The sequence below is a fragment of the Burkholderia sp. AU18528 genome, from assembly GCF_002223215.2.
Classification (GTDB): Bacteria; Pseudomonadota; Gammaproteobacteria; order Burkholderiales; family Burkholderiaceae; genus Burkholderia; species Burkholderia semiarida.
In genome coordinates, this window is sequence record NZ_NKFC02000006.1 from 516,860 (window position 1) to 530,326 (window position 13,467).

Annotated in this window: 11 protein-coding genes and 1 riboswitch; of the genes, 8 read left to right on the forward strand and 3 right to left on the reverse strand. The window is 69.4% G+C overall.

All coding sequences use genetic code 11. The annotated features are described in order from the left end of the window. Positions 1 to 18 precede the first annotated feature (18 nt). The 4 genes from CFB52_RS19105 to CFB52_RS19120 all read left to right on the forward strand — a co-directional run bounded on the left by CFB52_RS19105 (position 19) and on the right by CFB52_RS19120 (position 5,558). Positions 19 to 735, forward strand: a complete 717-nt coding sequence (locus tag CFB52_RS19105; RefSeq protein ID WP_099317198.1) for a chemotaxis protein CheW — start codon at positions 19 to 21, stop codon at positions 733 to 735. Then, positions 732 to 3,032, forward strand: a complete 2,301-nt coding sequence (locus tag CFB52_RS19110) for a hybrid sensor histidine kinase/response regulator (protein WP_099317199.1) — start codon at positions 732 to 734, stop codon at positions 3,030 to 3,032. The genes CFB52_RS19105 and CFB52_RS19110 overlap by 4 nt, the downstream gene beginning before the upstream one ends. Continuing rightward, a complete protein-coding gene (locus CFB52_RS19115; RefSeq protein ID WP_099317200.1) occupies positions 3,029 to 4,048 on the forward strand; it encodes a chemotaxis response regulator protein-glutamate methylesterase in 1,020 nt (339 codons plus the stop codon). The genes CFB52_RS19110 and CFB52_RS19115 overlap by 4 nt, the downstream gene beginning before the upstream one ends. A gap of 82 nt (positions 4,049 to 4,130) precedes the next feature. Further along, positions 4,131 to 4,236, forward strand: a riboswitch (Fluoride riboswitch). An 80-nt stretch (positions 4,237 to 4,316) separates the two neighbouring features. Beyond that, entirely contained in the window at positions 4,317 to 5,558 is a 1,242-nt protein-coding gene (locus tag CFB52_RS19120) for a voltage-gated chloride channel family protein (protein ID WP_099317201.1), read from the forward strand. A gap of 96 nt (positions 5,559 to 5,654) precedes the next feature. Here the strand turns inward: CFB52_RS19120 and CFB52_RS19125 are convergent, their stop codons facing one another. Beyond that, the gene (locus CFB52_RS19125) at positions 5,655 to 6,368 is read right to left on the reverse strand and encodes a riboflavin synthase subunit alpha (protein ID WP_099317876.1); all 714 of its coding nucleotides are present in this window, start codon (positions 6,366 to 6,368) and stop codon (positions 5,655 to 5,657) included. 205 nt (positions 6,369 to 6,573) lie between these two features. Continuing rightward, a complete protein-coding gene (locus CFB52_RS19130) occupies positions 6,574 to 8,436 on the reverse strand; it encodes an ABC transporter ATP-binding protein (RefSeq protein WP_060311378.1) in 1,863 nt (620 codons plus the stop codon). A gap of 485 nt (positions 8,437 to 8,921) precedes the next feature. Between CFB52_RS19130 and CFB52_RS19140 the strand changes: the two genes are divergently transcribed. Then, the gene (locus tag CFB52_RS19140) at positions 8,922 to 9,803 is read left to right on the forward strand and encodes a Dyp-type peroxidase (protein ID WP_099317202.1); all 882 of its coding nucleotides are present in this window, start codon (positions 8,922 to 8,924) and stop codon (positions 9,801 to 9,803) included. Positions 9,804 to 9,923: 120 nt separating this feature from the next. Here the strand turns inward: CFB52_RS19140 and CFB52_RS19145 are convergent, their stop codons facing one another. Beyond that, entirely contained in the window at positions 9,924 to 10,325 is a 402-nt protein-coding gene (locus CFB52_RS19145; RefSeq protein ID WP_006487795.1) for an OsmC family protein, read from the reverse strand. A gap of 223 nt (positions 10,326 to 10,548) precedes the next feature. Between CFB52_RS19145 and CFB52_RS35310 the strand changes: the two genes are divergently transcribed. From CFB52_RS35310 to CFB52_RS19165, 3 genes are all read left to right on the forward strand, one after another. Further along, the gene (locus tag CFB52_RS35310) at positions 10,549 to 10,776 is read left to right on the forward strand and encodes a hypothetical protein (RefSeq protein WP_143328749.1); all 228 of its coding nucleotides are present in this window, start codon (positions 10,549 to 10,551) and stop codon (positions 10,774 to 10,776) included. Between the two features lie 309 nt (positions 10,777 to 11,085). After that, a complete protein-coding gene (locus tag CFB52_RS19160; RefSeq protein ID WP_099317203.1) occupies positions 11,086 to 12,150 on the forward strand; it encodes a helix-turn-helix domain-containing protein in 1,065 nt (354 codons plus the stop codon). Beyond that, positions 12,099 to 13,415, forward strand: a complete 1,317-nt coding sequence (locus CFB52_RS19165; protein ID WP_060967797.1) for an Nramp family divalent metal transporter — start codon at positions 12,099 to 12,101, stop codon at positions 13,413 to 13,415. The genes CFB52_RS19160 and CFB52_RS19165 overlap by 52 nt, the downstream gene beginning before the upstream one ends. Positions 13,416 to 13,467: the final 52 nt, after the last annotated feature.

The window sequence follows — 13,467 nt, forward strand, 5'->3', positions numbered from 1 at the left end:
CGATGACCGGAGGAATGCATGAACCGCGACGCCGCTGCCACTGACGATGCGACGCTCGACGTCGACGACTGCTGGAACCGGATCGGCACGCGCGGCGACCGCTCGTGCGAACGGCTGAACGACTGCCAGCGCTGCCTGAACTGCCCGGTCTATGCATCGAACGCGGCGAGGCTGCTCGAGCGTCCGCTCGACGTGGCCGAGATGGCGGACGTCACGCGCCGGATGAGCGCGTTCGGCACGGCGCGCGTGGGCAACGACGACGGCGACGCGCGCCATGCGGCGCTCGCGTTCCGGGTGGCCGACGAATGGCTCGCGCTGCCGATCGGCGTGCTGCGCGAGATCGCCGGCACGCGCCCGATCCATTCGCTGCCGCATCGACGCCATTCCGCCGTGCGCGGTGTGGTCAACATCCGCGGCACGCTGCGTATCGCGATCTCGATCGGCGCGCTGCTCGGCCTCGATGCCGGCAAGGCCGGCCGCGGCGGGAGCGGTGGTGGCGACGGCCGTTTCACGCGGTTGCTGGTGGCCGCGCACCAGGGCGAACCGGTCGTGTTTCCGGTGGACGAAGTCGAGGGCGTGCTGCGCTTCGGCGCGTCCGACTGGGTGCCGGTGCCCGCGACGGTCGGGCGTGCGAGCGCCGGCCTGTCGCGCGGCGTGCTGTCGTGGCGCGGCAAGTCGGTGGGGCTGCTCGACGACGACCGTCTGTTCGACGCCGTGACACGGAGCATGCGATGAGCGGCGATGACGACCTGAGCCACCTGTCGCTGCTCGAGCTGTATCGCGAGGAGACGCGCACGCAGACCCAGGCGCTGTCGGAGCGGCTGCTCGCGCTCGAATCGGGCGAGCCCGATTCCGTCGCGCTCGAAGCGTGCATGCGCGCCGCGCATTCGCTGAAGGGCGCCGCCCGCATCGTCGGCGTGCCGATGGGCGTCGAGATCGCGGGGCGGATGGAAGAGTGCTTCGTCGCCGCGCAGGCCGGCACGATCGCGCTGACGGCCACGCACGTCGACGTGCTGCTGGCCGGCGTCGATTTGCTGGTGCGTGTCGGCGATCCGCAGGGGCACCCCGTGTCGCAGACCGAGATCGACGTGTTCGCGGCGGCGCTGACGGGCGCCGACGGCGCGCAGACGATGCAGGCGCCGGCCGCCGCGCCGCCGCCGTCGTTCGTGCCGTATCGCGAGCACGACGGCGCCGCGAACGAGCCGGTCGGGGCCGGTGCCGCGGTGCCGCCGCTCGCCGTGTCGGGCCCGGCGCCCGATCCGGCCCAGGCCGGCCGCGTGGTGGGCGCCGGCGCGATGCGCCGCGTGCGCGCCGATACGCTGAATCGGCTGCTGAGCCTGTCCGGCGAATCGCTGGTCGAATCGCGCTGGCTCAAGCCGTTCGCCGAATCGATGCTGCGCGTGAAGCGCGCGCAGCGCGACGCGGCCCGTTCGCTCGACCTGATGGTCGAGCAGTTCGCCGACGATCTCGACGCCGGCATGCTCGCGTCGATGAACGAAGTTCGGCACATGCTCAACGACCTGCAGCGCTCGCTCGCCGAGCGCATGGACGAATTCGACCGCTTCGAGCGGCGCAGCACGCATATCGCCGAGCAGCTTTACGACGAGGCGCTGCAATGCCGGATGCGGCCGTTCGGCGACGCGACGCGTGCGTACCCGCGCATCGTGCGCGATCTCGCGCGCTCGCTCGGCAAGCAGGTGCGTTTCTCGATCGTCGGCGAAGGCACGCAGGTCGATCGCGACATCCTCGACCTGCTCGACGCGCCGCTCGGCCACCTGCTGCGCAACGCGATCGACCACGGCGTCGATTCGCCCGAAGCGCGGCACGCGCGCGGCAAGCCGGCCGAGGCGAGCGTCACGCTCGAGGCGCGCCACAGCGCCGGCTCGCTGCTCGTCAGCGTGATCGACGACGGGCCGGGCGTCGACATGGACGCGCTGCGCGCGGCCGTCGTGCGCCAGCGCCTGACCGACGACGAGACGGCCGCGCGGCTGTCCGATCCCGAATTGCTCGAATTCCTGCTGCTGCCGGGCTTCTCGATGCGCGACGCGGTGACCGACGTATCGGGGCGCGGCGTCGGCCTCGATGCGGTGCAGGAGATGGTGCGCGGCGTGCGCGGCGCGGTGCGGATCTTCAACGAGCCGGGTGCCGGCATGCGTTTCGTGCTGCAGTTGCCGCTCACGCTGTCGGTGATCCGCAGCCTGCTCGTCGAGGTCGGCGGCGAGCCGTACGCGTTCCCGCTCGCGCACGTGCGCCGCACGCTGGAACTCGCGCACGACGACATCGACGTGCTCGAAGGGCAGCCGCATTTTCCGTTCGACGGCCGGCGCGCGGGCCTCGTCGCCGCGCACCAGTTGCTCGACGCGGGCGAACCCGACGTGGCGCGCGCCAGTACGGCCGTCGTGGTCGTCGGCGGCGAACCCGAGCTGTACGGCGTCGCGGTCGACCGCTTCCTCGGCGAACGGATGCTCGTCGTGCAGCCGCTCGACAGCCGCCTGAACAAGATCCAGAACATCGCGGCCGGCGCGCTGCTCGAGAACGGCGACCCGGTGCTGATCGTCGACGTGGAGGACCTGATCCGCTCGGTCGACAAGCTCGTGCGCGGCGGGCAGCTCGCGCGGGTCTCGCGCGATCCGCAGCTCGCGCTCGCCGACCGGCGCCGCCGCGTGCTCGTCGTCGACGATTCGCTGACGGTGCGCGAGCTCGAACGCAAGCTGCTGGAAAAGCGCGGCTACGACGTGACGGTCGCGGTCGACGGGATGGAAGGGTGGAACGCGGTGCGCAGCGATGCGTTCGATCTCGTCGTGACCGACGTCGACATGCCGCGCATGGACGGGATCGAACTCGTCACGCTGATCAAGAACGACCCGATGCTCAAGCGCGTGCCGGTGATGATCGTGTCGTACAAGGATCGCGACGAGGATCGCCGCCGCGGGCTCGACGCCGGCGCCGATTACTACCTCGCGAAGAGCAGCTTCCACGACGAAGCGCTGCTCGATGCCGTGCACGACCTGATCGGAGACGCGCGAGAATGAACATCGGCATCGTCAACGACCTGCCGCTGGCCGTGGAGGCACTGCGCCGCGTGATCGCGCTGCGCGCGGACCATCGCGTGCTGTGGGTCGCGACCGACGGCGACGAGGCGGTGGATTTCTGCGTCGCGCATCCGCCCGATGTCGTGCTGATGGATCTCGTGATGCCGAAGGTCGACGGCGTCGCCGCGACGCGGCGGATCATGGCGCGCGCGCCGTGCGCGATCCTGATCGTGACGGCGAGCGTCAGCGCCAATACGTCGTCGGTGTACGAGGCGATGGGCGCGGGCGCGCTCGACGCGGTCGACACGCCGACGCTCGCGCTCGGGCTGTCGACCGACGCGTCGCCGCAGGCGCTGCTCGCGAAGATCGACCAGATCGGCCGGCTGCTCGAAAGCCGCTCCGCGGCGCTCGTGCCGCCGGGGCCCGCGTCCGCGCGCGGCCAGCCGACGCTCGTCGCGATCGGCGCGTCGGCGGGCGGGCCGACCGCGCTCACCGCGCTGCTGCGCGCGCTGCCGGCCGACTTTCCGGCCGCGATCGTGATCGTCCAGCACGTCGACCAGGCATTCGCGTACGGCATGGCCGAATGGCTCGACGGCTATACGCGGCTGCCGGTGTGCGTCGCGCGGGAGGGCAGCGTGCCGGAAGCGGGCACGGTGCTGCTCGCGGCGACCAACGACCATCTGACGCTGTCGCCGCGCGGCGTGCTCGGCTATACGCGGCATCCGGCCGACACGCCGTACCGGCCGTCGATCGACGTGTTCTTCAACAGCGTCGCGGACGGCTGGCAGGGCGAGGCGCTCGGCGTGCTGCTGACCGGCATGGGACGCGACGGCGCGCTCGGCCTGAAGGCGATGCGTGCGAAGGGCTGGTACACGATCGCGCAGGACGAGGCGACCAGCGCCGTGTACGGGATGCCGAAGGCGGCCGCGGCGATCGGCGCGGCGTCGGCGATCCTGCCGCTCGAGCAGATCGCGCCCCGGCTGATCGCGCGGATCGCGCTCGCGCCGCGCGACTGACGGCGCAGCGGCCCGGCGCCGTCGTTTCGCAGCGGCCCGGCGGCGTGTGCATTGTGTGCGTGGCGCGCCGTCGCGTACAATTGCCGCCTGCGGAGATGGCATGCCTCCCTGCGGTCGTTCCCGGCGCGTGGCGCGCGCGGTGCGGCCCTCAACCGCCGGTTTGCCCGGCTGATGATGCCTGCGTGTTCCTGGGTCGTCAGGAGGTCGCAGGCCGTCCATCCGGTATTCTGCCGCCCAGGTTTTGATGTTCCGTCGAATCTGGGAAATCATGTTTTTCACGACTTCTGCCGATTTTTTCGCGACCGTGCGCTACGTGTGCCGCTGGCTCGCGCTTTCGGCCCTGCTCGGCGCGCTCGCCGGCACGGCTTCCGCGCTGTTCCTGATCGCGCTCGACTGGGCGACCGGTACGCGCGTCGCCCATCCGTGGCTGCTGTGGGGGCTGCCGGCCGCCGGCTTCGCCACCGGCTGGGTCTACCATCGATTCGGCCAGTCGGTCGCGCGCGGCAACAACCTGCTGATCGACGAGATTCACGACCCGAAGGCGCTCGTGCCGAAGCGGATGGCGCCGCTCGTGCTCGTCGCGACCGTCGTCACGCACCTGTTCGGCGGCTCGGCCGGCCGCGAGGGCACGGCCGTGCAGATGGGCGGCGCGCTCGCCGATCGCATCACGCACGTATTTCGTCTCGATCGCGAGCATCGCCGCGTGCTGCTGATGGGCGGCATCGCGGCCGGCTTCGCGTCGGTGTTCGGCACGCCGCTCGCGGGCGCCGTGTTCGGGCTCGAGGTGCTCGCGATCGGACGCCTGCGCTACGACGCGCTGCTGACCTGCGTCGCGTCGGCGATCGTCGCGGATGTCGTGTGCCGCGCGTGGGGCGTCCATCACACGGCCTATGCGATGCCGTTCGTGCCGGCCGTCACCGTGACCGGGCTCGCCGTGACGGTCGTCGCGGGCATCGCGTTCGGCGTGGTCGGGCGGCTGTTCGCGTTTGCGACGCATGCGCTGACCGCGTGGTTTCGCCGCGTGATCCGCCATGCGCCGCTGCAGCCGGTGCTCGGCGGCCTGCTGGTCGCGGTGGCCGCGACCGTGCTAAACGTGCCGCAGTATCTCGGCCTCGGTATCCCGACGATCGAGGCCGCGTTTCACGGCCCGCTGCCGCTTTACGATTTCGCGGGCAAGTTCGCGTTCACCGTCGTCACGCTTGCGTCCGGGTTCAAGGGCGGCGAGGTGACGCCGCTGTTCTACATCGGCGCGACGCTCGGCAATGCGCTCGGCCAGGTGCTGGCGCTGCCGGTACCCGTGCTCGCGGGGCTCGGCTTCGTCGCGGTGTTCGCGGGCGCCGCGAACACACCGATCGCGTCGACGATCATGGCGATCGAACTGTTCGGCGCGGATATCGGCGTGTATGCGATCGTCGCCTGTGTCGTCGCGTATCTGTTTTCCGGGCACGCGGGGATTTATCGCGCGCAGCGCGTGGCGGTGGGGAAGGGGGCGCGGGGGGAGGCGGAGTGACGGGCGGCCGCGGCCGATGTCGTTCGATCGTCGCGGCGCGATGCGATATCCCGTACCCGGTGATCCGGCGGATCACCTGGCACGCGGGCATCGCGCTTACTGCTTCGGCAGCCGCGCGACGTTACGCGCCAGCAGTTCCTCGATATCGATGCCTTTTTCCGCGAGCAGCGCGGTGACGATGCCATTCAATTCGCCGAGCGTTTCCTTGACCGACTCGCGAATCGTATCCACGACGACCTGCGTGCTGCGCTCGATCTCGATGTTGACCTTGTCGCGCACGCCCTTCGCATCGAACGTGGTCGCGCGGCGCGTTTCCGGAATCAGCCAGACGTCGAACCAGCCTTCGTCGCGATTGACGTCCGACACGGTCAGGCTGCAGCCGTTGATCGCGATATAGCCCTTCGCGAACACGTAGCGCTTGAATTCGGCCGGCACGCCGATGCGGATCATCCGGTTGTGCTCGGACGACGCGATGTGCGCGATGGTCCCCGTGAAATCGACATGACCGGACAGCGGATGCCCGCCGATCTCCGCGCCGTCCTTCGCGGCCCGCTCGACGTTGACCCGCGCGCCGGTCGTAAGGCCGGCGAGCGTCGTGATCCGCAGGCTCGGCAGCATCACGTCGAAGTCGATCAGCGCCGGCGAATGGATGGTCGTCACCGTCAGGCACACGCCATCGACCGACACGCTCGCGCCGATCTCGATGTCGTCGGTGAAGCGCTCGGGGAATTCGATGCTGAACGTCCTCAGCTCGCCGTGATCCTTGATGGCGTTGATGGTGCCAACACCCTGAACAATGCCTGTAAACATGGTCTGCCTTTCGTCGCGAATTGCCTGGCCGACATGATAAGTGATCCTGGCGGCGGACGCGGCGCGCGGCCCGGTGCCGCCGCGCAAGATCCGCGAGCACGAAAAAGGCCGTGCGCGTGGCACGGCCTCGAATCGGAACCGATTGCCGACGACACGGCCCGGCGGCGATGACCGCGCCGCCGGGCCGCATCGCGACGCGCCGGCGTCAAGCCTCCACCGGTTCGCCCAGCGGCCCGGCGTCGCGATCCACCATGCGGCGCGGCGAATCGGCGAGCCCCTTCGCCAGCTCCAGCGCCTGCCGCTCGAACAGCCGGCGGTAGATGCCGCCGTCGATGCGGATCAGCGCATCGTGGTTGCCTTCCTCGATCACCTTGCCGCGATCGAGCACCAGCAGCCGGTCGAGCGCGCGCACGGTCGACAGCCGGTGCGCGACGACGAGCGTCGTGCGGCCGACCATCAGCCGCTCCATCGCCTGCTGGATCAGCAGCTCGCTTTCGCTGTCGAGGCTCGACGTCGCTTCGTCGAGGATCAGGATCGGCGCATCGGCGAGGAACGCGCGCGCGATCGCGACGCGCTGGCGCTCGCCGCCCGACAGCTTGATCCCGCGTTCGCCGACGAGCGTGTCGTAGCCGTCCGGCAGCGCGGCGATGAAGTCGTGCGCGCTGGCCAGCCGCGCGGCGCGCTCGATGTCGGCGCGGCTCGCGCCGGGGCGTGCATACGCGATGTTCTCCGCGAGCGTGCGGTGGAACAGCACGGGCTCCTGCTGGACGATCGCGATCTGGCTGCGCAGCGAATCCTGCCGCACCTGCGCGATGTCCTGGCCGTCGATCGTGATGCGGCCGCCCGACACGTCGTACAGGCGCTGGATCAGCTTGATGAACGTCGTCTTGCCCGACCCCGAATGGCCGACGAGGCCCACGCGTTCGCCGGGTGCGATCCGCATCGAGAAATCGTCGTACAGCGGCACCGGATGGTTGCCGTAGCGGAACGTCACGTGCTCGAAGCGGATCTCGCCCCGATCGATGCGGATGGCCGGCGCGCCGGGGCGATCGTCGATGCCGAGCGGCTGGCGTTCGAGCGCGACGAGTTCTTCCATGTCGTTCACCGAGCGCTGCAGGTTGCGGATGTGCATGCCGACGTCGCGCAGATAGCCCTGCAGCATGAAGAACATCGTCAGCGCGAACGCGATGTCGCCGACGCTCGCTTCATTGTTCATCCACAGCCGCAGCGCGACGCCGATCATCGCGGCCTGCATCGCGACGAGCATCGCACCCTGCAGCCCGCCGTTGAACGTGCCGCGCACCCACGTGCGGCGCGTGCGCTGCCGCCACTTGCCGATCACGCGCGCGAGCCGCGCTTCCTCGCGCGTTTCCGCGCCGAACGCCTTGACGACCGCGTTGCAGCTCACGGCGTCGGCGAGCGCGCCGCCCATGCGCGTATCCCACAGGTTGCCGAGCCGGGCGGCCGGCGCGACGATACCGAGCGACACCGCCACCGTCACCGCGATGTACAGCAGCGACCCCGCGCCGACGACGAGCCCCATCACGGGCCAGTGCGTGCCGAGCAGCACGGTCGCGCCGACCAGCATCGTGACCGACGGCAGCAGCGCGATCAGCACGGTGTCGTTGAGCAGGTCGAGCGCCCAGATCCCGCGCGTGATCTTGCGTACGGTCGAGCCTGCGAAGCTGTTCGCGTGCCAGTCGGTGGAGAAGCGCTGCACGCGGTGGAACGACGCGGCGGCGATCTCGCTCATCATCTTCAGCGTGAGCGTGATGATGTTCAGGTAGACGCCCTGGCGCAGCACGGTCGCGCCGATGCCGAGCGCGGCCAGCGTGCCGAACGCGGCGAGGGCCGAATGCCACGCGGCGGCGCGGTCGGTCAGGCCGGCCGACAGCGCGTCGACGAGGCGGCCGGCGAACAGCGGCGTGAGGACGTCGGCGAGCGCGGCGAGCAGCGCGAGGCTCGCGACCGCGGCGATGCGCGCCGGCTGCTTGCGCCAGTAACGGACGGTGAAGCCGAAGACGGCCTGGAATGCGTGGCCGCCCAGATGGGAGGTTTTTCTGGTCATGTATCGTTGCCCGGCGCATCGCGCGACGGGACTTTCCGGTTCGGAGAACGTCGAAAACGCAACAGCCGGGCCGCGCGAAACACGCGGGCGGAACGAAACGGGCTGTCGGGAAAAGCGCGGCTGACGGGTTAGCGGAAAACTCGGGAGCCGGCGCGGACGGCGGGCTGGATCAGCTGCGCCGTGGGACCACGTTCGGGAAGGTTGCTGGCATTCGGAACATCTGCACCTCCCTGAAGTGAACGGTTGAAAGGACGCCGAAAAAAGACGTGTCGCGATTTTATCAGGAGTGTCGCGCGCGCCGCAACGTCTGACGAATGCGGCGTTGCGGCGTCGATACGGTTAGTATTCGGGGTTTTGGCCCCTTTTCGCGTACGTTGCGCGATGGCGGGCACGGGGCCGGCAGGCGCATCGATTACACTTGCGCGTCCGCGGCGCGCGACGATGCGGCCCGCACAGATTCACTCCGAACCATTCCCGAGGAAACGATGAGCGACGTTCAGCAAGGCATCCTGGCTCCGATCGATACGGCGGCCCGATACCTCACTTTCACGATGTCGAATGACGGCAATATCGCGGCGGCGCTGGCCGCGCTGCGCGAGATCGCCGACGGACGCGACACGGTCGTCGGCTTCGGGCACGCGCTGGCTGCCTATCTCGGGCACCCGGTGCCGGGACTCACCGGGTACCCCGCGTTCTCCGTGAACGACCGCACGCTGCCGATCACGCCGGCCGACGTGTGGGTGTGGCTGCGCTCGGACGACCGCGGCGAGATCGTGCTGCGCGCGCGGGCGATCGAACGCGCGCTGGCGCCGGCGTTCGTGCTGCAGGACGCCGTCGACGGCTTCCGCTATTCGAACGATCGCGACCTGTCCGGCTACGAGGACGGCACCGAGAATCCGGAAGGCGATGACGCGGTGGCCGCGGCGATCGTGACGGGGCAGGGCGCGGGGCTCGACGGCTCGAGCTTCGTCGCGGTGCAGCAGTGGGTGCACGACTTCGACCAGATGGAGCGCATCCCGTCGGGCGAGATGGACGACATCATCGGGCGCCGCCGTTCGGACAACGAGGAACTCGACGACGCGCCCGAATTCGCGCACGTGAAGCGCACCGCGCAGGAAAGCTTCGCGCCCGAGGCGTTCATGCTGCGCCGTTCGTCGCCGTGGTCGGACACGCGCCGGGCGGGCCTCTATTTCGTCGCGTTCGGCTGCTCGTTCCGCGCATTCGACGTGCAGATGCGCCGGATGAGCGGCGCGGAAGACGGCATCGTCGACGGCCTGTTCCGCTTCACGCGGCCGCTGACGGGCGCGTATTTCTGGTGCCCGCCGATGAAGGATGGCAAGCTGGATCTGTCCGCGCTCGGACTGTAAGCGTCGGGCGGGATCGACGAACGGGCGGGTCGCGCTGGATGCGCGGCCCGCCCGTTCCGTTTTTCAAGCGTTCGAGCGCCGTGCGTGAGTGCCTGCGGCGTGCGTCGGTGCGTCAGTGCGTCAGTTCAACGTCGTCTCGATCCGCGTGCCGCGCTTGATGAACTGCGTCACGGGGGTTTTCTCGCAGATCTCCGCGAGACGCTGGCGTTGCGCGTCGTCGAGCGGGCCGTCGAGCGTCACGACGCGGCGCACGTACTGCACGCCTTCGCGATCGGCATGCAGCTCGGTGCGCACCGCGATGCGCGCGGCCGGCCACGTCTTGCGCTGCATGTACATGCGCAGCGTCGCGGCCGTGCATTGCGCGAGCCCGGCCAGGACGAACTCGTACGGCGCCGGCCCGCGATCCTGGCCGCCTTCGCGCGGTGCCTCGTCGCCGGTCAGCGCATGCGTGCCGGCCTGCAACTGGACGACGTAGTCGGGTGCGTCGGCATCGAGGACGGCGGCGGCGTGGATGAGCGACATGGCAAGTCTCCGGTAAGCGGATCGAGGAAAGAAGGCGCCGTGTGGTGGCGTGCAGCCGCCAGCATACCTTCCCGGTCGAGCGCGCGTGCGCAGCGCGCGACGCGTCGGCGATGCCGGCGCTGCCGCGCACGCGCGCGACGATGCGTTCGCGCACCCGCTGATGCGCTCGGTCGGTGTCGCGTGACTCGTGCCAGTACGCGAGCAGCGGGAATGGATCGTCGACATGCGCGCGCAGCGGGTTGAGCGCATGCGTGACGGCCGGTTGCGTGACGTGCGGCGCGCGGGCGGCGTGGTGAAGGACCGATCGATTCCAACGGATGCGCGGGCAACGGATGCGCCCGTCGGCGTGCGACGCGATCGCACGCGTTCGATGCACGTCGATGCCGTTCGCGCCGATACGCGAGCGTTCGCTTTGCCGATGCACGACGCCATCGGACACACTCGTCATTGAACATGGCGGCTGCAATAATCGGCCGCATCGCATACGCGTTTCAGTGTCGGCATACCAGCGGCGCGCGGCAGCCTGTAGTAATCCGCCATCATGCTGTCCCCGTCGGCCATTTCGCGCCAAAGGCGCTACCCGTTCGGCTAAGATGCCGTCGCTTCATATTTCGGGATAGCCGTCCTGTCGCACGCATTCAAACCAAATATAAGCCTGACAGTTCGACGGTATTAGAAGAAGTCGAACAAGTCGGGGGCTTGGCCAGTGAATGCAGCAGATCAGCGGTGGGTCATCATCTATTTGAGCACGGGGTTTTCGTTGGCCCAGGCCGCGCGTCTTGGCGAGGCCTTCAACCTGGCGAATCGCCTGCATGGGTACGGCGTGGATTACCAGCTCAAGTACGTATCCGAAAGCGGGGGACTGTTGCAGTCGTCGTCCGGCGTGAGAATCGCGGCCGATCCGCTCGGCGACGAACACAGCCGCCGTGCGCTCGCGTTCTTTCATCTTCATGGCGAGCGCGCGGCCGTCAACTGGGACGACGCATTGCAGCGGCGCCTGGCCGACATTCGCCAGCAGGCGCGCTGGATCGTCGACGCGATGGATCTGCCCGCGCTCGCCGCCACGCGGCGGCCGCCGGCGTCGATCGACGGGCGGCCGGGCAGGGCCGGGCACCGCGTTACCACGACGATCGAATCGCCGGCCGGCGAGACCGACGTGTTCGCCGCCGCGCTCGACATGTTCCGCGCCGACCTCGGCGACGGCGCCGCGCAGGAAATCGCCAGCAACATGGCGCGGCCGGTCGAGCAGCGCTACGTGCAGTCGATGTGGGCGTTCCGCGAACTGAGCGCGAGCCCGTCGATCCGGATGTCCGCGCAGCGGTTGCGCGCGCAGAGCGTGAACCGCATCTCGGTCGCGGACGCCGCGCAGGCGGCCGCGATGAGCGAGCGCAATTTCCTGCGGCGCTTCAAGAAGGAAATCGGCGTGACGCCGACCGAGTTCGTCCAGCACGTGCGGCTCGAACGGGCGTGCCACATGCTGATCCATACGACGCTGCCGGCCGACAAGGTCGCGCGGCGCACGGGGTTCGGCAGCGGCGAGCGGCTCGCGAAGCTGTTTCGCCAGCGCCTGCTGATGTCGCCGACCGAATATCGCGTCGCCGAGCGGGAAAAAATTCTCGCGCACCGCGCGGCGTCGCCCGTTTCGTATGACGGGCACGCCGCCGCGTGTTGCGACGGCGACGGGGCGAATTGCGACGCGTGCGCGACCGCGCGCGGGAAAACGGGACGGATACCCGTAGAATCGTCGTGTCGCGACCTCGATTCCCGGTTTCCATGCCCTTCCTCCCCTCTACCGCCACCGCCCCTTTCTGCCCGTCGGAAGTAAAGGGCAGCATCACGATCGACGCCGCCGCACCGCGCTGGCAGAAGCTCAGGCGTTTCTTCGGCCCCGGCTTGCTGGTCGCGATCGGCTACATGGATCCCGGCAACTGGGCGACCGATATCCAGGCCGGCTCGCAGTTCGGCTATTCGCTGCTGTGGGTCGTCGCGTTCTCGAGCATCGCGGCGATCTTCCTGCAGATGCTCGCGGCGCGGCTCGGCCTCGTCGCGGGCAAGGATCTCGCGCAGGCGAGCTACGACCGCTACGGCCGGTTCGGCCGCGTCGTGCAGTGGATGACCGCCGAAGTGTCGATCATCGCGTGCGACATCGCGGAAGTGCTCGGCTGCGCGCTCGCGTTCAAGCTGCTGCTCGGCGTGCCGCTCGCGTGGGGCGTCGTGCTGACCGCGCTCGACACCGTGATCGTGCTCGGCCTGCAGGGCAAGGGGTTCCGGCAGATCGAGGCGATCGTGCTCGGGCTGATCGCGACGATGGCGTTCTGCTTCGTCGCGCAGGTGGCGATCACGCCGCCCGACTGGCATGCGGTGGTGGGCGGGCTCGTGCCGGGCGATCCCGGCCACGACCGCAAGGATGCGATCGTGCTCGCGCTCGGCATCGTCGGCGCGACGATCATGCCGCACAACCTGTACCTGCATTCGTCGGTCGTGCAGACGCGGCACGTCGTCGGCGGCACGCGCGGCGTGATCCGCGACACGCTCGCGCTCGTGCGCATCGATACCTGCGTGTCGCTGTTCGTCGCGATGCTCGTCAACGCGGCGATCCTCGTCGTCGCGGGCGCGGCATTCCATGCGACGGGCCAGCACAACGTGACCGACATCGAGCAGGCATACCGGCTGATCACGCCGATCGCGGGCGGCGCGGCCGCGCTGCTGTTCGGCATCGCGCTGCTCGCGTCGGGGCAGAGCTCGACGCTGACCGGCACGATCGCCGGCCAGGTGATCATGGACGGTTTCCTCCATACGAAGATCCCGTGCTACCAGCGCCGGTTGATCACGCGCGGGCTCGCGCTCGTGCCGGCGCTGATCGGCGTGCTGTGGCTCGGCGACGGCTCGGTCGGGCAACTGCTCGTCTGGAGCCAGGTGCTGCTGAGCCTGCAGTTGCCGTTCGCGATGTGGCCGCTGATCCGCTCGGTCAGCGATCGCCGCACGATGGGCGAACACGCGATCGGCCGCGGGATGCAGGTGCTCGCATGGGCGCTGTTCGCCGTGATCACCGGCACGAACCTGCTGTTGATTACCGGTGTCGCGGGCTGATACAGCCTGTCACAGGCTGACACAGGTGCGCTGCGCGCATGCGGTAAACTGC